The sequence below is a fragment of the Candidatus Avoscillospira sp. LCP25S3_F1 genome (assembly GCF_052117125.1).
GTDB lineage: Bacteria > Bacillota > Clostridia > Oscillospirales > Oscillospiraceae > Avoscillospira_A.
Genome location: NZ_JBQKJT010000007.1, coordinates 104,643 through 127,972 on the forward strand (window position 1 = coordinate 104,643; position 23,330 = coordinate 127,972).

The window sequence follows — 23,330 nt, forward strand, 5'->3', positions numbered from 1 at the left end:
CATGGCGAACAGCATTGACGAAATCATTGACAGCATATACAACATTATCCGGGATGCATGGTCGCTGCCCTTGGGCACCGACAAGTGTGTGATTGAGCGGGACAAGGTTCTGAATCTGTTGGACGAAGTCAGCCGTCAGCTGCCCGGCGAGATGAAGCAGGCCAAGACCATTGTGGAATCCCGTAACGAGGTCATCACCAACGCCAAAAAGGAGGCGGAAAATATCCTCAAGCAGGCCGAACAGCGGGCCATGCAGATGATCTCCAAGGAAAATGTTTACCTGGAGGCGCAGAACGAGGCCAATGAAATGATTAAGGAAGCTCAGGTGAAGCTTAAGGAGCTGCGCCAGGTAACCAATGAGTTTGTAGATGACGCTTTGAAGCGCACCGAAGAATCCATCAGCGAGGCACTGGCCCGTGTACAGGATTCCCGTGCCAAGTTCAACGCCTTGACCAACCCACAGGAGAAGAAGCCTTCTCCTATTATCGAGGATATCTGAGTGATTGTGCGGACGGCCGCCTTTGGGTGGCTGTCCGCTTTTTCCGTACAATAGATTGACAAATTCCCAAAGATGGTGTATCATCGAATTAATATTGGAAACGCGATGACGAGGAAGAGTACAAAGTGCGGCCCCTTTCAGAGAGCAGACGGATGGTGCAAGTCTGCGGTGCGGCTTTGGAACGTCCCCTTTGAGCGGAGGGCTGAACCGATGCAGTAGGCCCCTTCGGGTCCTCCCGTTACAGAGGCGCAAGTGGCCCGCTTTATTAGAGTGGGAAACCGGGTGGTACCGCGGAATGTTGATTTCGTCCCGACAGCACAGCTGTCGGGAATTTTTATTTCTCCCTGCCCTTGCGAAAGAATTGACAGGAGTTGAAGAAACACTATGGCAAAAGAACTGTCCAAGGTCTACGAGCCGCAGGAAGTGGAGAGCCGCATCTATGAAATGTGGCAGAAGGGCGGCTACTTCCACGCCGAGCGTGACCCCAAAAAGAAACCCTTTACCATCGTCATGCCGCCTCCCAATGTGACCGGCCAGCTGCACATGGGCCATGCCATGGACGCGGCGCTGCAGGATGTGCTGATCCGTTTTAAGCGTATGGAAGGTTATTCTGCCCTGTGGCTGCCCGGCGTGGATCATGCCGGTATTGCTACCCAGATCAAGGTGGAAGAGGAACTTCGTAAGGAGGGCCTGACCCGCTATGACCTAGGCCGTGAGAAGTTCCTGGAGAAGGTCTGGGACTGGAAGCATAAGTACGGCAACCGCATTGTGGAGCAGCAGAAAAAGCTGGGCGCCTCCTGCGATTGGGACCGGGCCCGGTTTACCATGGACGAGGGCTGTTCCAATGCTGTCCGCGAGGTATTCGTCAGCCTCTATGAAAAGGGCCTCATCTATAAGGGAAGCCGCATCATCAACTGGTGTCCCCACTGTGTCACGGCTCTGTCCGACGCCGAGGTGGAGTACCAGGACAAGCCCGGCCATATGTGGCATCTGCGTTACCCCCTGGCCGACGGTTCCGGCGACGTTATCGTGGCCACCACCCGTCCTGAGACTATGCTGGGCGACACCGGTGTGGCTGTGAACCCCAACGACGAGCGGTATCAGAATATCGTAGGCAAGACCTGCATCCTGCCTCTGGTCAACAAGGAAATTCCCATTGTAGCCGATGAGTATGTGGATATGGAGTTTGGTACCGGCTGCGTGAAGATGACCCCCGCCCACGATCCGAACGACTTTGAGGTTGGCCTGCGCCATAACCTGGAAGTGATTCGCGTTTTGGACGACAACGGCAAGGTCAACGAGTTCGGCGGCAAGTACCAGGGTATGGACCGTTACGAGGCCAGAAAGGCCATTGTGGCCGACCTGGAGGAGCAGGGCTACTTGGTAAAGATCGAGGACCACGCCCATAACGTGGGTACCTGTTATCGCTGCCACAACGATGTGGAGCCCATTATCTCCGCCCAGTGGTTTGTCAAGATGCAGCCTCTGGCAGAGGCTGCGCTGGAGTGTGTCAACAGCGGCGCAACCAAATTTGTTCCCGAGCGTTTTACCAAGACCTATACCAACTGGATGGAAAACTGCCGCGACTGGTGTATTTCCCGTCAGCTGTGGTGGGGCCACCAGATTCCGGCCTGGTACTGTGCCGATTGCGGCCATATGACCGTGTCCCGCGAGGATGCCACTTGCTGTGAGAAGTGTGGCAGTAAGAATATCGCCCGTGACGAGGATGTGCTGGATACCTGGTTCTCTTCTGCCCTGTGGCCCTTTGAGACCTTGGGCTGGCCCGATAAGAATGCGGAGGATTTCAAATACTTCTATCCCACTGATGTACTGGTTACCGGCTACGATATTATTTTCTTCTGGGTGGCCCGTATGATCTTCTCCGGCTGTGAGCACACCGGCAAGCCGCCGTTCCACACGGTGCTGATTCACGGCCTGGTCCGCGATGATAAGGGCCGCAAGATGTCCAAGTCCCTGGGCAACGGCATTGATCCTCTGGAAATGATCGATCGCTTTGGCTCTGACGCCCTGCGCATGAACATGGTCACCGCCAACTCTCCCGGCAACGACATGCGTTTCTATGTGGAGCGCTGCGAGGCCATGCGCAATTTCGCCAACAAGATCTGGAATGCCAGCCGCTATGTGTTGATGAATCTGAAAATTGAGAAGAACGAGCTGCCGGCCATGGAGGAACTGGAGTTGGCCGACAAGTGGATTCTTTCCAAGCTCAACACCCTCATCGCAGAGGTTACTGAGAACCTGGACAAGTATGAGCTGGGTATTGCCGTTCAGAAGGTCTACGACTTTATCTGGGACAGCTATTGTGACTGGTATATCGAGCTGACCAAGGCCCGGCTTTACAGCGAGGACGAGGCCAGCAAGACCGTGGCCCAGAAAGTGCTGCTGTATGTGCTGGATCAGTTCCTGAAGCTGCTGCATCCCTTTATGCCCTTCCTCACGGAGGAAATCTGGCAAGCCATTCCCCACGAGGGTGACAGCATCATGGTCCAGTCCTGGCCCAAGTTCCGGGAGGATTTGTGCTTCAAGACGGAAGAGACGGCCATGGAGGCGATTATGAACGCCATCCGTGCCGTCCGCAACCGCCGTGCGGAAATGAACGTGCCGCCCTCCAAAAAGTCTACCCTTTATGTGGTCACGGGCAAGCGGGATGTTTTTGAACAGGGCGCCGGTTTCATCACCCGTCTGGCTTACGCTGATCAGGTGGTGGTTGCGGATACCGCTCCCGCGGGTCATGAGGACATGGTCTCCTGTGTTACTGCCGATGCGGAGATGTTCATTCCCATGAACCAGCTGGTGGACATCGAGAAGGAGCTGGAGCGTATCGCCAAGGAACTGGAGAAAGCAAGAAAGAATCTGGCATCCATCGAAGGTAAGCTCAGCAATGAGAACTTTGTTTCCCGTGCTCCGGAAAATGTGGTCAATGCGGAGAAAGAAAAGGCTGAGAAGGCCCGGGCTTTGATCGCTCAGCTGGAAGAGGCCGAGAAGCGGCTGAAAAAGTAAAAATCCCGGAAAACTTCGTCCTCTGTGGCGGACTTCGACAGGATTTATTTTCCAAAAACTGTATAATAAGCGCACACGGAATTGTCTCCGTGTGCGCTTTTATTATTTGCGGAGAGGATGAGAGCCCATGACCAGTTATCTGCAGGACAAGCAGTTGACCATTGCCCTCAGCGGCGAGATTGATCATCACAGTGCCCGGGAGACCATGGAAACCATTGGCGGTAAGATAGATACCTACCTGCCAGCGTTGTGCATTCTGGATTTTCGGGATGTGACATTTATGGATTCCAGCGGCATCGCCATCGTCATCAACGCTGTTCGCCGGATGCGGGAGATTGGCGGCAAAATACGCCTGCAAAACATTCCGGCCCAACCCTATAAGGTGTTGGAGGCGGCGGGTATGGCAAAACTCATTGAGATACCGGAGAGGAGCGGCACATAAGATGAAATATGAAAACCAGATTCAGGTGACCTTTCCCAGCAAATCGGTGAACGAGGGGCTGGCCCGGTCCATTGTGGCGGCCTTTGCGGCCCAGCTGGACCCGACGTTGGACGAGCTGGGCGATATCAAAACAGCGGTATCCGAGGCGGTAACCAACTGCATTGTCCATGCATATCCCGATGAAATTGGCATCATTACATTAAAAGCGAGAATCACCGGCGACGGTGTGCTGGACCTGACCATTCGGGACAAGGGACGAGGCATTGCCGACATTGACCAGGCAAAGACGCCGTTGTTCACCACCGGCGGCGCGGAACGATCCGGCATGGGGTTTACCATCATGGAGAGCTTTATGAATGAACTGCGGGTGACTTCTCAGCCGGGAAAGGGTACTACGGTACATATGAAGCGGAAGATTGTAAAACGAGGAGAACGCCCGTGAGTGCGGCTCTGGAAGAATTGATTGTCCGTTCCCAACAGGGAGACCGGCAAGCTGGGGAACAGCTGGTGGTTGATAACACCGGGCTTATTTGGTCCGTGGCACGGCGGTATTTTGGCCGGGGTGTGGACCCGGACGACCTTTACCAGCTGGGATGCGTAGGATTTCTCAAGGCGGTGGCCGGATTTGATACCCAGTACGGGACCCAATTTTCCACCTATGCCGTGCCGAAGATTGCCGGAGAGATCCGGCGGTTTCTCCGAGACGATGGGGCGGTGAAAGTCAGCCGCGGTCTCAAAGAACGTGCTGCTGCCGTCAAGATGGCCCGCCAGCGGCTGACAGGGGAATTGGGACGGGAGCCGACCTTGTCGGAGATTGCGGAACAGGTGGGGTTTACTGTAGAGGAAATCGCCATGGCCGAGACAGCTACCTCGGCCGCAGAATCTATCCAACGGGAAACCGGGGAGGATGGTTTTACATTAGAGGCGGTTCTCACTGATGGAAGCCAAGAGGACCAACTGATTGAGCGCATTGCGCTGCGGGAAGCCATTGCCAAGCTGCCGGAGCGGGAACGTATGGTGGTGGTCCTGCGGTTTTTCCGCGGGTTGACTCAGGAAAAGACAGCGGCCATTGTGGGTGTCTCCCAGGTCCAGGTGTCGCGTATTGAAAAGAAAGCACTGACCCATCTGCGGGAAACCATTTTGGAATAGTGCTCGACAAAAGGGGAAAAATATAATAAAATAGTTCCATCTATAGAAATTACAAGGTGAAACTATGAGCACATTGGAACAACGTTTTCTTGCTGCCCGCCGGGCGGTGATCGCATCGCAATTTGCGGGACTGAACCCGGAGCAGCGTCAAGCGGTCCTGACCACGGAAGGGCCGCTTCTTTTGCTGGCCGGCGCAGGTTCCGGTAAAACCACCGTGTTGATTCATCGGATTGCAAACCTGCTGCGCTACGGTTGTGCCTCTGACTCCGATGAGATACCGTTTCCTCCAACAGAGGAGGATGTGGCGTTGCTGGAGTCTTTTGTGGATTATCCTCGTGAAGAGGATCGTCGTCGGGTGGACGCCTTATGCGCTTGCCGTCCGGCGGCGCCTTGGAATGTTATCGCCATCACCTTTACCAATAAGGCAGCCAACCAGTTGAAGGACCGGCTGGAGTCGATTCTGGGTCCCGATGCCAACGATGTGTGGGCCATGACCTTCCATTCCGCCTGCTGCCGGATTTTGCGCCGGGATATCGAACGACTGGGATATGACCGCAGCTTTACTATTTACGATACTGCCGATTCGGAACGGGTCATGAAGGACGTGGTCCGTGACATGGGCCTGGATGATAAACTGCTGCCGGCCCGGCTGTGCTTGAACTTGATTTCCAAAGCAAAGGACAAACTCCAGTCGCCGGAGGACTTTGCGCGGCAAGCTGAGGCTGCTGGAGATTACCGCATGGAGCGCATCGCCAAGGCTTATGCCGAGTATCAAAAACGGCTGCGAGCAGCTAATGCGGTGGATTTCGACGACATCATCCTGCTGACAGTACAGCTGCTACAGGAGCATGAGGACGTGCGGAACCATTATCAGCAGAAGTTCCGCTATGTCCTCATCGATGAATATCAGGATACCAACCATTTGCAGTTTCTGCTGGCCCAGCTGCTGTCCGGCGGCTATGAGAATATCTGCGTGGTTGGTGACGATGACCAGAGCATCTATCGATTTCGCGGCGCCACCATTGAGAATATCCTGGGCTTTGAGAAACAGTATAAGGGTGCGCGACTCATTCGATTGGAACAGAATTATCGCTCTACCAAGTGCATTTTGGCGGCTGCCAATGCTGTTATTGCCAATAACCAGGGGCGTAAGGGCAAAAATCTCTGGACGGAAAACGATGATGGGGAGAAAATCCGACTGTATGAAGCATACAACGAATCTGACGAGGCTAATTTTGTCACTAACGGCATCTTGACCCGTTCCCGAGGGCAGAACCTCAAGGACTACGCGGTGCTCTATCGGACTAACGCCCAATCCAACGCGCTGGAATATGCGTTCAAACGCAATGGTATTCCATACCGGGTCGTGGGTGGTATGCGGTTCTTCGATCGGGCAGAGGTTAAAGATATGCTGGCCTACATGTCGGTCATCAACAACCGCAGCGATACGCTGCGTCTGCGGCGAATCATCAACAATCCGCCGCGCGGTATTGGCCCTAAGACCGTGGAGACGGCAGAACGACTGGCTGAAGCAGAGGGGAGTCCGCTCTATTCAGTGATTGCCCGGGCAGGGGAGTATCCAGCTATGGAAAAAGCGGCCAATAAGCTGAAAGCCTTTACCGACATGATCGACGGATGCGAGGAATTGCTGGAGACGCTGACATTGGCAGAATTCTACGACGAACTATTGATTCGCAGCGGTTACCTTGCTATGCTCGAAGCCAAAGACGACACAGAAAGCCAGACCCGGGCCGAGAACGTCCGCGAGTTGAAATCCAGTATTCTCAGCTACATGGAGAATCAGGATGTACCGACGCTCAACGGTTTTTTGGAGGAAATCGCTCTCTATACGGACTTGGAGCAGTACGATCAGGGCGCGGATGCAGTGGTAATGATGACCATTCATTCTGCCAAAGGCTTGGAATTTCCCCATGTGTTCCTGGTGGGCATGGAGGAGGGACTGTTCCCTGGTTCCCGGGCCATCGGTGAGCCGGAGGAGATGGAAGAGGAACGGCGTCTCTGCTATGTGGCCATTACCCGCGCCAAGGAAAGTATCACTATTACCCATGCCCGGCAACGGATGCTCTATGGCCGAACTTCAGTAAACCGGCCATCCCGCTTTGTGCAGGAAATCCCGGCCCAGTACACCACCGGCAGGACTGAGGCGCAGATCAAGGCAGCGCAGCAGAAGTCAATCCCCAAGCGGGAACCCAAAAAGGATTACTCGTCGTTGACGAATCGCTCTACCCAGCCGGTGGAGGCCATGAGTTATACGAAGGGAACCCGGGTTTGCCATACGGCCTTTGGTACTGGTATGATTCTTGCGGTGACGCCGATGGGGAACGATGCCCTGCTGGAAATTGCATTTGACAACGTAGGCACCAAGCGGGTCATGGCTAGAACGGCTGGGGCTCATATGAAAAAGCTGTCATAATTGCCGTCGCTCGCCCATAGACATGGGCGAGGTGGTGGCGATGGCAATCAAATACCGAAAGATTCGACTGCGGCGGCGCTGGATGGTGGTTCTGCTGTTGCTGGCACTGCTGATCCCGGCGGCAGTGATGAGAATGCGGCTGTTCCCTATCGTGGAGGAATTGGCTGTAACACGGGTTACCAATCAGACGGCGCGACTCATCAACGACGCCATTGACGCGCAGATTCGGGACGGCGTAGTGGACTATTCCAATATGGTGCTGTTGGAGAAGGATGACGCGGGAGCCGTAACAGCGCTCAAAACCAATATCAGTGAGATGAATGCGCTAAAAACCCGGATTCTTGATACAGTCAACGAGGAAATTCTACAGTTGAATGTGGATGAGATCGGCATACCAATTGGTAACCTGCTGATTCCGGCGCTGTTTTCCGGACGTGGGCCGTACCTACCGGTCAAGGTATTAACAGTTCGTTCCTCAGAGGCGGCCTTTTCCAACCAGTTTACCCAGGCAGGTATTAATCAGACGCTCCATCAGATCATTATGACCATCACCATCGATATGACCATTGTGACGCCGGCCGGCACTGAGCAGGTGGATACCTCGTCCCAGGTGGTGGTGGCGGAGACGGTCATTGTGGGTACGGTGCCGGAGAGTTATCTGGCCATCGATGGAGTGCAGCGGACAACTTGACAAAGGATGCAAAAATGTGATGAATCCCAGAGAAGAAATCGAACAGCTGACAAAACAGCTGGAACGGCATAATTATCTGTACTATGTGATGGACAGTCCCGAGATCGCGGACTATGAATACGACCAGATGCTGCGCCGTCTGGAAATTTTGGAGACGGAGAACCCGGAACTGGCGTCGCCCCTGTCACCTACCCGCCGAGTGGGTGGAGAGGCCCTGCCCCAATTTGAAAAGGTGGAACACGTGGTGCCTTTGGAGAGTCTCCAGGATGTGTTTTCCGTAGAGGAACTGGAAGAATTTGAGCAACGTGTTCGGGAATCTTTGCCCCAGGTAGAGTATACCGTGGAGCCTAAAGTGGATGGCCTTTCCGTGGCCCTGGAGTATGTGGACGGGAAGTTTGTTCGGGGCGCTACCCGTGGAGATGGATTGGTGGGCGAGGACGTGACGGAGAATTTGAAAACCATTCGCTCCATTCCCATGACATTGGAGGATGCACCCTCACGATTGATTGTTCGGGGCGAGGTGTTCATGCCCAAGTCGGTGTTTGCATCGCTCAACGCAAAGCGGGAAGAGGAAGGGGAAAACCTCTTTGCCAACCCCCGCAACGCCGCCGCCGGTTCGCTGCGGCAGTTGGACCCTAAAATTGCGGCCCAGCGGCAACTGGATATTCTGGTGTTCAACTTACAGCTGGCCGAAGGTGTTGTGTTTACCAGTCACAGTGAAACGCTGGACTATCTGCGGGAAAAGCGGTTCAAAGTTATTCCCTATACTTGTTGCCGATCAGAGGAAGATGTGGAGGCGGCGGTCCGGGCCGTGGATGAAGGCCGGTACAGCTTGAACTACGATATCGACGGCGCAGTTGTCAAAGTCAACGACCTGTCTCAGCGGCAGACGTTGGGCAGCACCGCCAAGTTTCCGCGCTGGGCAGCGGCCTACAAGTATCCGCCGGAAATCAAGGAGACAGTGGTGGAAGAAATTCTTGTGCAGGTGGGCCGTACCGGCGTCCTGACACCAAAGGCTGTAGTCCGGCCTGTGCGGCTGGCCGGTACCACCGTTACCAATGCCACCCTCCACAACCAGGATTTCATCACTGCCAAGGATGTGCGCATCGGCGACACGGTCCGTATCCGTAAGGCCGGAGAGATTATTCCGGAGATCCTGGAGGTTGTGAAGAAAAAGCGGCCCGCTGACGCTGTACCGTATTTGCTGCCGGAGTCGTGCCCCGTCTGCGGCAGCCCGGTGGAACGAGATGAGGACGGGGCGGCCATCCGCTGTACCGGTGCTGAGTGTCCGGCGCAGCTGGTCCGCAATATCAGCCATTTTGTATCCCGGGATGCCATGGATATCGACGGGCTGGGCAGCGCCATTGTGGAGCAGCTGATTCAGCAGGGCATGGTGCACTCTCCTGCGGACCTGTACTATCTGGACCCGGAGCAGGTGGAAGCCATGGACCGCATGGGCAAGCAGTCCACGGCTAATCTGATGGCGGCCATTGAAAAAAGTAAGGACAATGATCTCAGTCGCCTGCTGTTTGCTTTCGGAATCCGGCAGGTGGGCGCCAAGGCCGGAAAGGTGCTGGCCTCCACCTTTGGCAGCCTGGACCAGCTGATGGAGGCCGATGAAGCTGCTCTGACGGAGGTACGGGATATCGGTGCGATTACCGCCGAAAGCATTGTCCGTTGGTTTGCCAACCCTCAGTCCCGCCATATGATTGAACGGCTGCGGGAAGCCGGTGTCAACTTTAAATCTAAGGCTGTAGTGGTAGATCAACGGTTTGCTGGTATGACCTTTGTGTTGACAGGTGCATTGACATTATTTACTAGAGACGCTGCTACAGAGAAGATTGAGTCTTTCGGTGGCAAGGCATCCGGCTCTGTCTCCAAAAAGACCACCTATGTGGTAGCCGGTGAGAACGCCGGATCTAAACTACGTAAGGCCAATGAACTGGGGATCCCGGTGCTGACAGAAGAAGAGTTTTTGAAGATGATCGAATAACGAAATGGGCGGGTACACATCGTGTGTACCCGCCCATTATCATGCTTTGATGAGATACCCTTTGTGATCCAGTTCAGCCTCAATCAGATCCAGCAGCCGCTCAGAGTTAGCGGCCACCGTGTGATAGTGGGTGTCCTGGGTCAACTCCTTTAAAGGCGCAGCATCGGCGTGTTTCCATTTGGCTGCAAATTCTTCTGCGTCCTGTACAGAACGAATAAAGAGGTCTACGCGCAGCTGACCGTAAATACTGTGTTCTACACTGACATCCAGCACCTGACCACCCAATTCCGTAATAGCTGTCAATTCGTCCAACAGCTGATCCGTGGTGTGGCGCACATGAAATACCCGGCGGCAGGAGGTTTGTACATCGGCGGAATCATAGATCAGATACCCTTTGTTCGTAGATAAAATATTTTTATCTTCTGCTCGCATCAGGGCGATATCCTGCACGATGATTTGACGGCTGACGCCGAGACATCGGGCCAGTTCCGACCCAGTCATGGGGTGCTTGCTGTTTAATAAAGAGGCAATTTTTGCTCTGCGCTGCCGTCCATCCATGGAACTCACTCCTTTTTGTGTAATCATATACAATATACCGCAGTCTTGTCAATGGAATTTTCAGAAAGAATTCTGTTTTTTGCAGAAGTGATTGACATTAGCGATGCAATCAGTATAATAGGGTTGTCAACTGTCTTGTCAGTTAGATTTACAGAAAGCGGGAGAGCGTGTGAAAGAATTTCTGAAACGGAAGAACATCGTCATATCTGCCAAGCGGTACGGTGTGGATGCCTTGGGCGCCATGGCTCAGGGTTTGTTTTGTAGTTTACTGATCGGCACCATCATTGATACGGTAGGTACGCAGTTCGGCATCGACTGGCTGACCCGCACGGTGGCAACTTTGGGCACCGGCGACCATGCCATTTCCTATACGGTGGGCGGACTGGCTTCGGCCATGAGCGGCCCTGCTATGGCTATTGCAATTGGGTATGCGTTGCAGGCCCCACCACTGGTGTTGTTTTCTTTGGCGACTGTGGGTTTTGCGGCCAATACGCTGGGCGGGGCAGGCGGCCCGCTGTCCGTTCTGTTTGTGGCCATACTGGCGGCGGAATTGGGTAAGCTGGTCTCCAAAGAGACAAAGGTGGACATTCTGGTGACGCCTTTGGTGACCATTGCCGTTGGTGTGGGCCTGTCGGCTTGGTGGGCGCCGGCCATTGGCACGGCGGCCAGCTCGGTGGGGCAGTTGATTATGTGGGCCACGGAATTGCAGCCTCTCCTAATGGGGATTCTGGTGTCGGTAATTGTGGGTATTGCATTGACGCTGCCCATTTCCAGTGCGGCCATCTGTGCTGCCCTGTCCCTTACGGGCTTGGCAGGTGGTGCGGCTGTGGCCGGATGCTGTGCGCAGATGGTGGGCTTTGCTGTTATGAGTTTCCGGGAAAACAGCTGGGGCGGCTTGGTGTCTCAGGGCGTGGGTACGTCCATGCTGCAAATGGGTAACATCGTACGGAACCCCCGCATATGGGTTCCGGCCATCCTGACGTCGGCCATTACCGGACCCATTGCAACCTGTGTGTTCCGTTTGGAGATGAACGGTGCGCCGGTGTCCTCTGGTATGGGTACCTGTGGTTTTGTGGGTCCCATCGGCGTTTATACCGGCTGGGTGAACGATGTGGCGGCTGGAACCAAGGCAGCTGTCACGGCTATGGATTGGATTGGCATGGCGCTGATCTGCTTTATCCTGCCAGCGGTTATTTGCTGGGCTTTGGGACTGGCATGCCGCCGCCTAGGCTGGATTCGAGAGAATGATCTGAAACTGTAACTTGCCTTTTGGCTGTATCGGAAATACAATAAACTCCGGGGGCGTCTGCTCTCGGAGTTTTTTGGGAGGTAGGCAATGGAAGCAACTCTTTTGTGTAGCACCGGTCTGCTGCTGCGCCACGGTAACTCTGCCATTTTGATCGACGGTCTCAATGGCTGCCATGGCAGCTTCAAACAGATAGATCGAGCGTTAGCCAAACAAATCATCCAGGGAACACTGCCGCCGGATGCGCACATAGACGGTTTATTTTACTCACATCTGCACCCGGACCACTATGATCAGCTGGACAACGCAGCGTTTTTGCGAAACCATCCCCGAGTGGTGACCTTTTTTCCTACACCGGAGATGCCGGACCATGGCATCCTGCAAGCTGGGGCCTTTACAGTGGAATATCAATACCATGAACATATGCCCTGCAATTATGTATGGGCCAAGCATTATACATTCTTTGTTCAGGCGGGGGAGACGAGCTTCTATCTGACAGCCGATGCGGAACTGTCGCCGGAAAAGCATCGCGCCTTCTTGCATGGTCGCATAGCAGACCACGGCTTTTTCAATGCGGTATACCTGTCTTACCCGGAGACACGGCAGTTGCTGCGGGAAACAACCCGTCATGCATGGATTTATCATATGCCGGAGCCGGAAACCGACAGCAGCGGTATCTGCAAAAAAGCGGCCAAAAACCTTGCCCGATATGGTGAAGAGGTGCCCAATGTGACAGTGTTGGAACAGTATCCAACTGTTATTCTCAGATAATCCATTACATACCACTAACAATAGAAGGGGAGGAGCACATGGCAAAGTTAGAGCAAACCCTGACGGGTAATTTTGATAACATTTTGAAAAAAATAGAAGAGGGGATTATAAACGGCAGTATATCAGCATCCATGGAAGATTCCAGTGACTTTCGGATCGGTGACGCCAGATGCAGCGTCCGGGTGTTTGAACGATACAGTTTTGCGGGCAGCAACCGCGTCAGTTTGAATGTGACACTGTTTCAGAACGGCACGGATGCTATACAGCTTTCCGCCATTACATCTGGTGGCAGCCAGGCTGTCTTTTTTAAGATTAACACTTGGGGCGAAGAAGCCTTCCTGGACAAATTGCGGGAGATTCTATAATTTGAGGAGTAAATGGGAAGGAGACGTGTTAGTGAGACAATATGCGGGGGAGCTTTTTGGTTCGCAGGTCATGATTGATCTGGATGCTACAGCGACATGGTACCATTATGCGGCACCATGGGGTTGCGATTGCGGACACTGCCGTAATTTTCTAAAGCTGGCGCAGCAAAAACAACTGCCTTCTCCGGTTATAAAGCTGCTTGGGCAGCTCCAGATTCCACCGGAGAAGGCAACCTATGTCTGTGAACTGTACTCAACCGATGGCGAACATCTGTATCAATTCTGCTACCGGCTGGCGGGCCAGATTCTGAGTGAGAATGACCCGCATGACGTACGTGTTTTTCATTGGGGTACCGGGTGCTGTGGTCATGACCCATATCCCTATGGGGCGCCTGAATTCCCAGAACCGCAGTTTGACTTGATATTTTCTGCCCAGCTCCCTTGGGTCCTGGAAGAACCGGACCAATAGGGGGGAATACAGTGCATTTGTACAAAGACTATCGAAATGGAAAATTCGATTTGACGGCCTTCGGACTGGAGTGTGGTGGGGACCATTGTGCATATTTTTGCACACCAGTCGGTGCTGAAGTCATTGCTTCTTCCGGCGTGGATGGCATCCATTATTGTATGGTGGAAGGTTTTGGAGAAATGGTGTTTGCTGTCAGCCCTATGAACGGCCCGGGTGAGTATGTCCATCCGGTAGCAAAGTCCTTTGCGGAGTTTGTACAGTTGATTTTGGCTTGCAAAGGTGAAGCCGCCATTGAACAATGCTGGCAGTGGTCAAAGGAACAGTTTGAAATATTTTTGAAAGAGCAGGAAAGTACAGTTTACAAGGGACTACACAGGGTAGGTATCTGACGGGAGGGGTGCCGCCAGTCAGATTTTCCATGTGATGTTCAAGCTGTCGCTTGTGGCGGCTATGGTGGTGATCATCAAATCCACCACACGCCGCTTGTCATCAAAAGATACATTCTCCCAGGTATCGAGGTAGCCGGAAATCTGGCTGACCTGTTCCGGGCTGATGGCCTCCACAGTCAACTCCGCTATCCTTGCCAGAAGTTCCTGCTTGCGCCCGTCCAGTTCCGCTATCTTCACATTCACATAGGAGAACAGGACATTGTTTGCCCCCGTCAGACTGTCCACCAGCTTTTCAATCTCGCTGTCTACATGGGCAAGTTCCACTTGCAGGGCGGTGATTTTCGGGTTTGCCTTTGCCGCTTTCTTTTTTCCTGTCAGCGTCTTGTAGCTTGCCAGCTTCTTTACCATCTGCTGATAAACAACCGCTTCCAGTTCCGAAGTGATGATTTTCCCACAGCCAGGACAGCTTTTATTGTCCAGCCGTTTCGTGCAGCGGAGATACTGTTTGCCGGAGGGATTGTAGATACTCATAAGAGCATACCCGCAATTCCCGCACTTGATTTTTCCTGCCAGCCATGTGTGGGTGGCTTTCCGGGCAGACTGGATTTTCATGTTGTTCATCAGCTTCTTGCGGCAGGTCAGCCAGGTGTCGGAGGGGACGATACCCTCATGGGGAGCCAGTACCAGCATTTGGTCTTTTAAGTCGTTTTTCTTGCTGGCCTTTACATCTCGCCCTTGATACAGATAGCAGCCGTTCATGCCCGTAAAATCGGCAACGTCATTGACAATGACTGTACCTTGACTTTTGAAAAATTCGTACACATCAAGGTCTGCCTGCACATAGACAGGATTGCGTAACATCTGCGCCAGCGTGGGGCGTATCAGCTCTTTGCCATGGAACAAAATCCCCTGTTCGGCAAAGTACCGGGTAATGTCCCCGTAGGAAGTTGTGGGCTGGGCGTACATCTCAAACATCAGCCGGATATTGGCCGCTTCCTCCGGGTTTACCACCAGCTTCTTTGTGTTGATACCGTCCATCTTGATAGGCTCCGTATGGAAGCCGTAAGGGGCTTTCCCGCCCATCTTAAAGCCCCGCTGACTGCGGGAGTAGTAAGCGTCCGTTACCCGCTTCTGTATCGTTTCCCGTTCAAGCTGGGCGAACACGATACAGATATTCAGCATGGCCCGTCCCATCGGCGTGGAGGTATCAAACTTTTCCGTAGAGGACACAAACTCCACATTGTACTGCTGGAACAGCTCCATCATGTTGGCAAAGTCCAGAATGGAACGGCTGATACGGTCGAGCTTGTAAACCACGACCTTTGCAATCAAGCCCCGCTTGATGTCCCGCACCAGTTCTTGAAACTTCGGACGGTCTGTGTTCTTGCCGCTGTACCCTTTGTCTGTGTATTCCTTGCAGTTACCGCCTTTCAACTCGTATTTGCAAAATTCAATCTGGCTTTCAATGGAAATGCTGTCCTTTTTGTCTACCGATTGTCTTGCATAGATTGCGTCTATCCGATTGTTCATATTGTCGCTCCTTTTCTTAAAAAAGAAACGGAGCTGCTGACAGTTCTATTATACCGCCAGCAGCCCCGCAAATCAATGATGGGTTTGGAAAACCTTATGTCCCGGCTTCCTCACTCTCCCGCTTGTCGGCGTACTTGCGGAACACCTCATAAAGCTGCTGTTCCAGTTCCCGGCGTTTGGCTGCTTCCTGTTCCGGCGTGAACACCGGGGAGAGATTTTCCAGTGTGATTTCCTTTCCCTGAAAAGTCACGATTTCGATTTCCTTTTTGTATCTGATATTACTTATAAGATCACCTTTCCTTTCCATGCTGCCGCTGTTGCCGTTTCAGTTCCGCTAAAATCTCCGGCGGGATACGGTCAACCAGCCGCCGCATATCGTCCAGTTCGCTTTTTAACTTCGCCCGTTCCATCGTGTCATTCATCTTGCCTTTTTCGCTGGCCTTTGCCCTGACTTCCAGCTTTTCATTTTCCGCTAACAAGTCATTGATTGTGACCTTGTATTTTTTCAGTTGCCCGGAGAAGTTCTCCATCTGCGGAAACCACTTTTTCAGCATGGAGAGGGCTTCCTCTTTCTTCTTTCCGGCGTTCAGCGGGGTAATGCCGGAGAGAACCGCTTCAATGGCCCTCGCCTGTTTGGAGAGGTTGACCGCCTGTTTGAACAGCCGGGTGGGGATATGCTTCCGGCCCGTCTTGCTGGCGCTTTCCCCACGCTCCAGGTCGGGGTACTGCTCCACCATACAGGCGTGAAAATCGTCCTGCCACTTCGTCAGATTGGCCCGGTTGCCGATAATTTCTTTGGCGCACAGGCGGTTGTCCTTTGTCAGCGGCACAAAGACCAAGTGCAGATGGGGCGTTTTTTCATCCATGTGTACCATAGCCGAAACGATGTTCTCCCGGCCCACCCGGTCAATGAGGAAGTCCGCCGCCCTCTGGAAGTAGGCCGCTATCTCCTTTGGGGACTTGCCCTTGAAAAACTCCGGGCTGGCGGTAATCAGCGTGTCCACAAACCGAGTGCTGTCCTTGCGGGTGCGGCATCTGGCCTGCTCGATGCGGCTCTGAATGAAATGGTAGTAGCGGCCATCCGGCTTGACGATGTGGAAATTGTACTTGCTCCGGCTGGTGTCAATGTCCGGGTTGCTGGCGTACTGCTCCTTTTTCCGTTCATGGTGGGCTTCCAGCGGCCCCGCCGGGTGGCCCTTGTGCTTCTCAAATCGCAAAATTGCGTGTTGTGCCATTGAACTCCTTTCCCCATTCCATTCCTTTCCGGCGGGTTTTCCCGCCGAAAATATCTCTGATAGGATTGGAATGGAATGAATGTAAATAGATGGTTTTAATCTCTGTATTTCTATATACCGTCAGATTTCCGTACTTCAAGAGGATTGATTTTCGTACTCGCCAAGTACGGTTTTCAGCCCTCCGGCGTACCATAACCGGATTTCTTGAAGTCGGTGTTTGGAACCGCTTCATAGGATTTCGGGTAAATGCGGTTGGGTTTTCCACAGCCCTGTTTCTGGATTTCCACCAGCCCCGCATACTGCAACTCCCGCAGGGTGTTGACCGCTTTCTGCCGCCCGCAGCGGAGCAAAGCGACCACCTCGCAGATGGGGTAGTACAGGTAGACCCGCCCGTACTCGTCCGCCCAGCCGTTCTTCCGGGACAACTCCGCCCGGCGCAGGACAAAGGCATACAGCACCTTCGCTTCGTTGCTCAAGGGCTGGAATGTGGGTGCTTCAAAAAGGAAATTGAGGAGCCGGGTGAAACTGAACGCCTTTTCCGGCTGGTGAATATAAATCGTGTTTGTCATAGCGTGTTTTGTGGACGGTTAGAGGCCCGTTTTCCGGGGCGAATGATAAATGATACCAGCCGCCCCGGTTGAGGGCTTGCGGAGCCTTGCAAATCAAGGCTTTTCCCGCTCTTAACTGTCCACAGCAGACCTCCTTTTCCGCTCACTTTCTGTTTTCTGCCGCCTGTGAACTCTGGCGGCGCAGTCCGGGCAGTATTTGCCCCGGTTGGACTTCGGGACGAACACACCGCCGCACTCCGCACAGCGTTTCAAGTCCCTGTCCCGGTAAATCTCCGCTTCCAGCGTCCTGTCCAGCGGCAAGACCGCCCAGCGGAACCACTTGCAGCAGACGGAGAACGAAATCATCTGCGGACAGGCGCAGGTGTCGCCATCGTCCAGCGCAAGGCAGTTTCCGTCCTCGCAGTTGCAGCACTCCCGGCGTATCAGGCCGCTGGCTCGTCTCTTCTGGGGCGGGGTTATGCGGTAGGGGGAGCCGTCCGGCCTGTGTTCCAGCGGCGGCAGGTGTTGATAGGGTCTTTTGCTCATGCGTCCCTCCGTTTTCTTTGGCGTGTTCTGTTTCCAAGGTGCTTGTCCATCGATGAACTATCCCAAGTCTACACCTTTTTGACCGCCTGTGCCGTATATCCAAGAGGTAGGAAATCAGCCTGAAAAACTCCCTATTTCCACGCTCTCGGATTTGTGATATAATCAAAAAAAGATAAAAGACAAATTCAGGTTTCTGGTCTTCTTGCACAAAATAAAGGAGGAGCTATTATGCAAATTGTTTATATTCCAAGCGAATCAATGTCTGTTCAAGGTAAAAAAGATGAAATCTATAAAAGATATGGGAAAGACTGGAATATTAGAGAACAGGGAGGAGGTAACGGAAATTGGTTGTTGACCAGAAAAAGTGATGTGCTTGTAGATGGAAAAAGTTATCGTACTTTTGTACTTGAACACTACGGTAAATCCAAGCTGACAGCGAAGCTTGTTGATAAATTTCGTGAAGATGTAGCAAATGGTAAAATAAAACTGTAAATGCCTATGCCGTTATGCTATGAGCATAGTACATAGCATAACGGCTTCTCTTTCGTTGAGCTAGCAAGGAGGGTGAATATGTCTTTATCCATACAAGAGCGATTAAAAGACCTACGTGTGGAGCGTGGCTTGACGCTGGGGCAGCTTGCGGAGCAGACCGGGCTTTCCAAGTCTGCGCTGGGCAGTTACGAAACGGAAGACTTCAAGGACATCAGCCACTATGCCCTTATCCGGCTGGCGAAGTTTTACGGTGTGACCGCTGATTATCTGCTGGGGCTGTCTGAAATGAAAAATCACCCAAACGCCGATCTTGCAGACCTGCGTTTGAGTGATGAAATGATTGACCTGCTGAAAAGCGGGAGGATAGACAATACCCTGCTGTGTGAGCTGGCGGCGCACCCGGATTTCCCCCGGCTGATGGCTGACCTTGAAATCTATGTGAACGGAACGGCACTGAAACAGGCGCAGGGTGCAAACGCCATAGTGGACACGATGAGCGCAACTGTTATAAAAAAGCATAATCCTGGCATGAGTGATACGCAGTTAAGACAGCTTATCACCGCCCATATTGATGAGGACGAGTTTTGCCGCTATGTGATACAACGGGACATAAACGGGATTGCCCTTGCTCTGCGGGAAACACACAAGGACGATTTTTTCAGCGTCCCAGAGGATAACCCGCTAAAAGAAATGCTGGAAACTGCTGGTGAAATCGTCAGCCAGGACAGCGACACGGAACAAGCGTACTTGGCGTTTATCTGCAAACGGCTCAAGCTGAATTTTAGGAAGCTGTCAGTAGAAGAACGGAAGTGGCTGAAAAAGATTGCGGAAAAATCCGACTTGCTGAAGAATCCAAAACCGCAGAGAGGACGAAGATAAAAAATGCCTGAACGGCGGTTCTGGTTTTTCAGAACCACCATCCAGGCATTTTGTTTAGTAATAGAAAAAGGTGCAGTTGATTATTGCGTATTGTCAATCTCTCTCAAACCGGGTAGTAAAAATACGGCAAGCGCAACGATGATAATGCCAATTCCGCAAATGACAAACCATTTCTCAACTCCCAGCCGCTCCGCCAGAGGCCCGGAAATGACAAGGCCAAACGGCATGGCGAGGGAAGCGGCGCTTGTCAGTAGAGAAAAAACTCTCCCCAGATATTCTGGTTTGACCGTTTCTTGAAAAATCGCATTTTGCACACCGTAAAATGGAGCGGAAATTCCCATAACAGTACAGCACACAACAAAGACAAGAAATGCGTCTGGCGGCAAAAGCCCGGAGAGCATAATGCTAACGCCCATCAGGAGAACGGAAAGACCGATGGTGTACCGCCGTTTCTTAAAACCGCCCCAAATGCTCAGAATGACTCCGCCAAGCAGCATACCAACCGCAAAAGCAATTTCAGCGGCAGAGGCATGGGCCGGTGTTCCTTTGAAGTATGACATACAGATGAGAGGAAAAAGCGTACTGATTGGCATATAAAAGAACATATAAATTACACCAATCCAGAGCAGAGCAAAGAGGCCCCTGTTTTGCTTTAATACCACATACCCCTCTTTCATATCCTGTAAAAACTGTTGTCTTTTCGTTTCTGGACATAGTTCAGGCGTTGGTATGGACGAAATCGCAACAGTCACACAGGCAAGGATTGCACCCACAATATCTAACAATATAATTGCATTAAGAGGCCAAACAGCATATAAAAACGCTGCGGCAGCTGGACTGATAATCGCACTTACTGCTTGCATGGTCTGCGTGTAACCAGCGCATTTTGTAAGTTCCTCTTTTGGCACAATCATAGGTGTTGCTGCGCTGAATGCTGGAGAATGAAAAGCAGTTCCCGCACTTCGGATTAACAGGACAACCATAATAGACCATACGGGCAATTCCATGTAAAACGCCACCAGCGCCAGAATACCGCCAGCGGCGGCAATTATCAAATCCGCACCAATCATTACGCTTTTACGGCTGTGCCGGTCAACAAAAGCACCTGCAAACGGGCCTAAACAGGCTTGCGGCAAAAATCCAATCAGTGTTGCCGCCGTCAATATGATTGCAGAATTAGTTTTCGCAACCAAATAAAAGATAATGGCCATTTGCAAAATACCGCTGCTAATAAAGGATATTGCTTGTCCGGCAAGAAGTGTAAAATAAGTTTTTCTCCATGAATTGTTGTTTTGGGTCATAATGCGAACCTCCTTTTTTATTGCATTGTTCCTTTGTTTCTGCAATAAAAAGCAGGCGTTGTCCCACAGAGAGGGCAGACGCCTGCATAACAACAAAGCACGAAAAAACACCACGATACAGTTCAAAGACTGCTCGTGTCAAACCTACGTGTTCCTTTGCATACGCACGCAAAAAAAGCCCACCATCATGTGGAAAGGTACTTCTACTTTTTATTGCTTATTAGCGTACACAAATTAACACACGTAAGCCTCCTTCCAATCTCAAACTGTCGCACAGTATAACACACATCCGATAGACTTGTCAACCATTTTTAACCTTGTTTTCCATCTTGTTTTTCCATCTCTTACGGGCAGTAGCAAAGCCAGGCGAGCCAGTCAACGGTCAAGATGAACGGCGCTTTCAGCGCCGCCGTTGACAGTCTCGCCCGTCTTTGCTAATGGGTAATCAAGGCGGGAAAGCCATTTTAGGGCTTTCCCGCCCATTTCAATTTTGGGAGAAGAAAGGCCCCAAAATGAACGAGTGCGGCCAAACACTTTTAGGGATTGGCCACCTTGTCCACCCATCCAGCGGGGCGGCGGGGAACGGTCAAGGCCGGGCGTCAGCCCATTCATTTCAGCCTTGACGGTTTCCTGCCGTCCTGCTACTTTTCCCGGAGTGTGGCCACACATCTGGTCACGGTGTCCAGAGCTTTGGGACTTTTTGTCCCATAGGCCGGGGGCGGAGGACGAGGGACGGGGGCTTTCATAATACGCCCTGTCTGCTGCTGAAATCAGCCCTTTGTTTCCGGCTTACCAGCCCCAAACAAAGCCCTGCTTTCCTGCCGCGTCAAATGCCCTTGCCCTCCCCGGCGGCAACGGTATTTTCAGGGCAACGCCGACAGAGCGTATAACACACTACACTTTGCTCCGCAAAGTCGTGTGCCAAATGGGGCGCTGCCCCCTTTGGAAACCCCCGCAACAAACAGGTGCTATGCACCCAGCCGGGAGCATAGCGCCGTTTGTTGTCAGCAGCCCGTTTCACGGTCTGCGTGTAGTTCCTTGTAAACTGACCTAAGCTCTGGATGAAGCTAAAACGGCGGCTCAACGACTTTCGAAACAGACAGGGCTAAAGCCAATGGAACAGCCCTATTCCTACATTCGGCGGTTGCAGCAGTCGTTTGACTACCGTCGGATTCCGTTCGGTGAGGAATACTATGAGACTGTACCACAGGAAGAGCTGCCGGAGCCCGATGAATCAAATGATTTACAGTGGAACGTATACTATGATACATTTTGGAAACAGGAGCATACAGAGGAACCTTGTGAGGAAATCTCTGTGGAGAAATGGTTTCACTGGGCGGACAGAGAGTGGTATATTCCATCCGTATATACCTGCCGGCAAGGCGTAGTGCTGGAAATCCTGCTGCGTGTGGATGGGGCCGCTATCCGGGCATTTCTGGACCAATGGGGTGTTACCCCGGAGAACGAGCATGAATTTGCAGAAGAACAGCGCCAACAGATAGAACGGGAGAATCCGCTGACATTCCATTTTCGCGGAACGATCCGTGTGAATGGGGCTGAGTTGCATAATAATCGCGGTTGTGCGATGGTATGGATTCCTGATCTGTCGGAGCATGCGGAAAAACTGATGCTGGCAGCTATGCAGCACTACCATCTCAACCCGTCGGATGGCTGGGTGATTCAGCGTTCGCTCTACCCTTGGGATGCAATGCAGTTGCCGAAACTCCGGTCTCTGGAGCTTACTATGACTCATCAACCCATGCTCCTGCCTGGAACGAAATTTACAGTCGAAGGTCCCGGTGAAATGCATACGGTTACCAATCCGGTGACCGGTATGCAGCACATTCTCACAGTGCAGAAGTTTGAACGACAGGAACAATGTTTTGACCATTCAGATGTGCAGCATATGGAGTTCCCCCGGCACTACATCGCAATGACATTTACATTGGAGCCTGATGTACAGGAAAGACAGTTTTGCGTTCGGGACTCTGCGACTGGTGACGCACCGCGGATTAGACCTGGGGCGGCAGCGAATTTGCAAGTCCCCAATGCTGCCTGTGTTGGTATGATCGGCGGGACAGATGGGCCGATTGCCTTTACTTATGGAATGCAGTCGGGTGATCAGCCGTACCATGCCGCCTGTTCCGCACTGCGATTTAAACCGTTTGATACGGTTCAATGGCAAATTTTTTTCCGCGAGAGGCAAGAGCGGAATATGACGGTTACGCTGCTGTGACTATGTTTATCCAATGAAAAGAGAACGTCTCACTCCACATATGCAACCCGGCCTGTGCATCTGTCACAGGCCGGGTTTTTCGTAGATGAAAAATGGGGAATCGTCTGTCGCCTCTCCAACATAATTTTAAGAATATTTTTCAATATATTTAATATTGACTTTAATAATATTAAAAAATATAATAAAAATAAGGAGGTGTGGCAATGCAGCTTTTACCGGAATGGCTTCACAATCTGGAGCTGGAAGACGTTGCTTTTATGAAAAACTTTGTGTTGGCCTCGGGGTCCTTGAAGGAGGTGGCGTCGCAGTATGGCATCACCTATCCCACGGTTCGCTTGCGGCTGGACCGCCTGATTCAAAAAATTCGGGTGGGGGAGACGGCGGACGCCGATCCGTATATCGGCCTTATCAAACGCATGGCGATGGAAGAACGACTGGATTTTGACGCCGCCAAGATTCTGATTGACGAATATAAAAGGCAAAAGGATTGATGCCTGCCGTTTCCTGTGATAGAATGAACAGATAAAACCGTTTGG

Annotated in this window: 24 protein-coding genes and 1 other annotated feature; of the genes, 17 read left to right on the forward strand and 7 right to left on the reverse strand. The window is 52.3% G+C overall.

From position 1 onward, the window contains the following. Position 1: 1 nt before the first annotated feature. The 8 genes from ACTQ33_RS08110 to ligA all read left to right on the forward strand — a co-directional run bounded on the left by ACTQ33_RS08110 (position 2) and on the right by ligA (position 10,229). Complete coding sequence (locus ACTQ33_RS08110; RefSeq protein WP_441463746.1) at positions 2–499, forward strand: hypothetical protein; 498 nt, start codon at positions 2–4, stop codon at positions 497–499. A 96-nt stretch (positions 500–595) separates the two neighbouring features. Continuing rightward, positions 596–814, forward strand: a binding site (T-box leader). 69 nt (positions 815–883) lie between these two features. Further along, positions 884–3,520, forward strand: coding sequence for a valine--tRNA ligase (locus ACTQ33_RS08115; protein ID WP_441463748.1), 2,637 nt, complete (start codon positions 884–886; stop codon positions 3,518–3,520). Between the two features lie 127 nt (positions 3,521–3,647). Beyond that, positions 3,648–3,962, forward strand: coding sequence for an STAS domain-containing protein (locus ACTQ33_RS08120; protein ID WP_441463749.1), 315 nt, complete (start codon positions 3,648–3,650; stop codon positions 3,960–3,962). A gap of 1 nt (position 3,963) precedes the next feature. Next, positions 3,964–4,404, forward strand: coding sequence for an anti-sigma F factor (gene spoIIAB, locus ACTQ33_RS08125; protein ID WP_441463751.1), 441 nt, complete (start codon positions 3,964–3,966; stop codon positions 4,402–4,404). Continuing rightward, the gene (locus tag ACTQ33_RS08130; RefSeq protein WP_441463753.1) at positions 4,401–5,111 is read left to right on the forward strand and encodes a SigB/SigF/SigG family RNA polymerase sigma factor; all 711 of its coding nucleotides are present in this window, start codon (positions 4,401–4,403) and stop codon (positions 5,109–5,111) included. Before spoIIAB ends, ACTQ33_RS08130 begins: the two co-directional genes overlap by 4 nt. Positions 5,112–5,175: 64 nt before the next feature. After that, positions 5,176–7,545, forward strand: coding sequence for an ATP-dependent helicase (locus tag ACTQ33_RS08135; RefSeq protein ID WP_441463755.1), 2,370 nt, complete (start codon positions 5,176–5,178; stop codon positions 7,543–7,545). Positions 7,546–7,585: 40 nt separating this feature from the next. Further along, complete coding sequence (gene yunB, locus ACTQ33_RS08140; RefSeq protein WP_441463757.1) at positions 7,586–8,236, forward strand: sporulation protein YunB; 651 nt, start codon at positions 7,586–7,588, stop codon at positions 8,234–8,236. A gap of 19 nt (positions 8,237–8,255) precedes the next feature. After that, complete coding sequence (ligA, locus tag ACTQ33_RS08145) at positions 8,256–10,229, forward strand: NAD-dependent DNA ligase LigA (RefSeq protein WP_441463759.1); 1,974 nt, start codon at positions 8,256–8,258, stop codon at positions 10,227–10,229. Positions 10,230–10,268: 39 nt separating this feature from the next. Here ligA and ACTQ33_RS08150 read toward each other — a convergent pair whose 3' ends face one another. Next, positions 10,269–10,787, reverse strand: a complete 519-nt coding sequence (locus ACTQ33_RS08150; RefSeq protein WP_441463761.1) for a 3H domain-containing protein — start codon at positions 10,785–10,787, stop codon at positions 10,269–10,271. 169 nt (positions 10,788–10,956) lie between these two features. On the opposite strand from ACTQ33_RS08150, the gene ACTQ33_RS08155 reads away from it, so the two are divergent. From ACTQ33_RS08155 to ACTQ33_RS08175, 5 genes are all read left to right on the forward strand, one after another. Beyond that, positions 10,957–12,048 (forward strand): PTS transporter subunit IIC, encoded by a 1,092-nt coding sequence (locus ACTQ33_RS08155; RefSeq protein ID WP_441463763.1) that lies wholly within the window; start codon positions 10,957–10,959, stop codon positions 12,046–12,048. A gap of 75 nt (positions 12,049–12,123) precedes the next feature. Beyond that, positions 12,124–12,804: a hypothetical protein gene (locus ACTQ33_RS08160; protein WP_441463764.1), complete on the forward strand. Its 681-nt coding sequence runs from the start codon at positions 12,124–12,126 to the stop codon at positions 12,802–12,804. A 38-nt stretch (positions 12,805–12,842) separates the two neighbouring features. After that, positions 12,843–13,169, forward strand: coding sequence for a DUF6054 family protein (locus tag ACTQ33_RS08165; protein ID WP_441463766.1), 327 nt, complete (start codon positions 12,843–12,845; stop codon positions 13,167–13,169). A 31-nt stretch (positions 13,170–13,200) separates the two neighbouring features. After that, positions 13,201–13,638, forward strand: coding sequence for a hypothetical protein (locus ACTQ33_RS08170; protein WP_441463767.1), 438 nt, complete (start codon positions 13,201–13,203; stop codon positions 13,636–13,638). Between the two features lie 17 nt (positions 13,639–13,655). Then, entirely contained in the window at positions 13,656–14,027 is a 372-nt protein-coding gene (locus tag ACTQ33_RS08175; RefSeq protein ID WP_441463769.1) for a hypothetical protein, read from the forward strand. Between the two features lie 18 nt (positions 14,028–14,045). On the opposite strand, the gene ACTQ33_RS08180 is transcribed toward ACTQ33_RS08175, so the two are convergent. The 5 genes from ACTQ33_RS08180 to ACTQ33_RS08200 form a co-directional block, all read right to left on the reverse strand. Continuing rightward, on the reverse strand, positions 14,046–15,557 hold the full coding sequence (locus ACTQ33_RS08180) for a recombinase family protein (RefSeq protein ID WP_002575864.1): 1,512 nt from the start codon (positions 15,555–15,557) through the stop codon (positions 14,046–14,048). 94 nt (positions 15,558–15,651) lie between these two features. Next, on the reverse strand, positions 15,652–15,843 hold the full coding sequence (locus tag ACTQ33_RS08185) for a hypothetical protein (RefSeq protein ID WP_321118048.1): 192 nt from the start codon (positions 15,841–15,843) through the stop codon (positions 15,652–15,654). A 4-nt stretch (positions 15,844–15,847) separates the two neighbouring features. Next, positions 15,848–16,792 carry a MobV family relaxase gene (gene mobV, locus ACTQ33_RS08190; RefSeq protein WP_002575862.1) on the reverse strand — a complete coding sequence of 315 codons (945 nt, stop codon included), beginning with the start codon at positions 16,790–16,792 and terminating at the stop codon, positions 15,848–15,850. 173 nt (positions 16,793–16,965) lie between these two features. Then, on the reverse strand, positions 16,966–17,361 hold the full coding sequence (locus ACTQ33_RS08195; RefSeq protein WP_441463772.1) for a replication initiator protein A: 396 nt from the start codon (positions 17,359–17,361) through the stop codon (positions 16,966–16,968). Positions 17,362–17,472: 111 nt separating this feature from the next. Continuing rightward, the gene (locus tag ACTQ33_RS08200; protein WP_002575860.1) at positions 17,473–17,886 is read right to left on the reverse strand and encodes a cysteine-rich VLP domain-containing protein; all 414 of its coding nucleotides are present in this window, start codon (positions 17,884–17,886) and stop codon (positions 17,473–17,475) included. Positions 17,887–18,114: 228 nt separating this feature from the next. Between ACTQ33_RS08200 and ACTQ33_RS08205 the strand changes: the two genes are divergently transcribed. Both ACTQ33_RS08205 and ACTQ33_RS08210 read left to right on the forward strand, forming a co-directional pair. Further along, complete coding sequence (locus ACTQ33_RS08205; RefSeq protein WP_002575859.1) at positions 18,115–18,378, forward strand: hypothetical protein; 264 nt, start codon at positions 18,115–18,117, stop codon at positions 18,376–18,378. A gap of 78 nt (positions 18,379–18,456) precedes the next feature. Next, positions 18,457–19,257: a helix-turn-helix domain-containing protein gene (locus ACTQ33_RS08210; RefSeq protein ID WP_002575858.1), complete on the forward strand. Its 801-nt coding sequence runs from the start codon at positions 18,457–18,459 to the stop codon at positions 19,255–19,257. A gap of 80 nt (positions 19,258–19,337) precedes the next feature. On the opposite strand, the gene ACTQ33_RS08215 is transcribed toward ACTQ33_RS08210, so the two are convergent. Beyond that, complete coding sequence (locus ACTQ33_RS08215; protein WP_075680193.1) at positions 19,338–20,558, reverse strand: MFS transporter; 1,221 nt, start codon at positions 20,556–20,558, stop codon at positions 19,338–19,340. 1,114 nt (positions 20,559–21,672) lie between these two features. Between ACTQ33_RS08215 and ACTQ33_RS08220 the strand changes: the two genes are divergently transcribed. Together ACTQ33_RS08220 and ACTQ33_RS08225 are read left to right on the forward strand one after the other, a co-directional pair. Continuing rightward, positions 21,673–22,794: a hypothetical protein gene (locus ACTQ33_RS08220; protein WP_441463775.1), complete on the forward strand. Its 1,122-nt coding sequence runs from the start codon at positions 21,673–21,675 to the stop codon at positions 22,792–22,794. Between the two features lie 203 nt (positions 22,795–22,997). Next, entirely contained in the window at positions 22,998–23,285 is a 288-nt protein-coding gene (locus tag ACTQ33_RS08225) for a DUF2089 family protein (protein WP_441463776.1), read from the forward strand. Positions 23,286–23,330 lie beyond the last annotated feature (45 nt).

Excerpts from the sequence above, each read along its gene's own strand:
- ligA (WP_441463759.1), top strand. The coding sequence starts at position 8,256 with ATGAATCCCAGAGAAGAAATCGAACAGCTGACAAAACAGCTGGAACGG.
- ACTQ33_RS08210 (WP_002575858.1), top strand. The coding sequence starts at position 18,457 with ATGTCTTTATCCATACAAGAGCGATTAAAAGACCTACGTGTGGAGCGT.
- yunB (WP_441463757.1), top strand. The coding sequence starts at position 7,586 with ATGGCAATCAAATACCGAAAGATTCGACTGCGGCGGCGCTGGATGGTG.
- ACTQ33_RS08135 (WP_441463755.1), top strand. The coding sequence starts at position 5,176 with ATGAGCACATTGGAACAACGTTTTCTTGCTGCCCGCCGGGCGGTGATC.
- ACTQ33_RS08115 (WP_441463748.1), top strand. The coding sequence starts at position 884 with ATGGCAAAAGAACTGTCCAAGGTCTACGAGCCGCAGGAAGTGGAGAGC.
- spoIIAB (WP_441463751.1), top strand. The coding sequence starts at position 3,964 with ATGAAATATGAAAACCAGATTCAGGTGACCTTTCCCAGCAAATCGGTG.
- ACTQ33_RS08120 (WP_441463749.1), top strand. The coding sequence starts at position 3,648 with ATGACCAGTTATCTGCAGGACAAGCAGTTGACCATTGCCCTCAGCGGC.
- ACTQ33_RS08200 (WP_002575860.1), bottom strand. The coding sequence starts at position 17,886 with ATGAGCAAAAGACCCTATCAACACCTGCCGCCGCTGGAACACAGGCCG.
- ACTQ33_RS08215 (WP_075680193.1), bottom strand. The coding sequence starts at position 20,558 with ATGACCCAAAACAACAATTCATGGAGAAAAACTTATTTTACACTTCTT.
- ACTQ33_RS08220 (WP_441463775.1), top strand. The coding sequence starts at position 21,673 with ATGGAACAGCCCTATTCCTACATTCGGCGGTTGCAGCAGTCGTTTGAC.
- ACTQ33_RS08225 (WP_441463776.1), top strand. The coding sequence starts at position 22,998 with ATGCAGCTTTTACCGGAATGGCTTCACAATCTGGAGCTGGAAGACGTT.
- ACTQ33_RS08165 (WP_441463766.1), top strand. The coding sequence starts at position 12,843 with ATGGCAAAGTTAGAGCAAACCCTGACGGGTAATTTTGATAACATTTTG.
- ACTQ33_RS08195 (WP_441463772.1), bottom strand. The coding sequence starts at position 17,361 with ATGACAAACACGATTTATATTCACCAGCCGGAAAAGGCGTTCAGTTTC.
- ACTQ33_RS08160 (WP_441463764.1), top strand. The coding sequence starts at position 12,124 with ATGGAAGCAACTCTTTTGTGTAGCACCGGTCTGCTGCTGCGCCACGGT.
- mobV (WP_002575862.1), bottom strand. The coding sequence starts at position 16,792 with ATGGCACAACACGCAATTTTGCGATTTGAGAAGCACAAGGGCCACCCG.
- ACTQ33_RS08180 (WP_002575864.1), bottom strand. The coding sequence starts at position 15,557 with ATGAACAATCGGATAGACGCAATCTATGCAAGACAATCGGTAGACAAA.
- ACTQ33_RS08150 (WP_441463761.1), bottom strand. The coding sequence starts at position 10,787 with ATGGATGGACGGCAGCGCAGAGCAAAAATTGCCTCTTTATTAAACAGC.
- ACTQ33_RS08205 (WP_002575859.1), top strand. The coding sequence starts at position 18,115 with ATGCAAATTGTTTATATTCCAAGCGAATCAATGTCTGTTCAAGGTAAA.
- ACTQ33_RS08110 (WP_441463746.1), top strand. The coding sequence starts at position 2 with ATGGCGAACAGCATTGACGAAATCATTGACAGCATATACAACATTATC.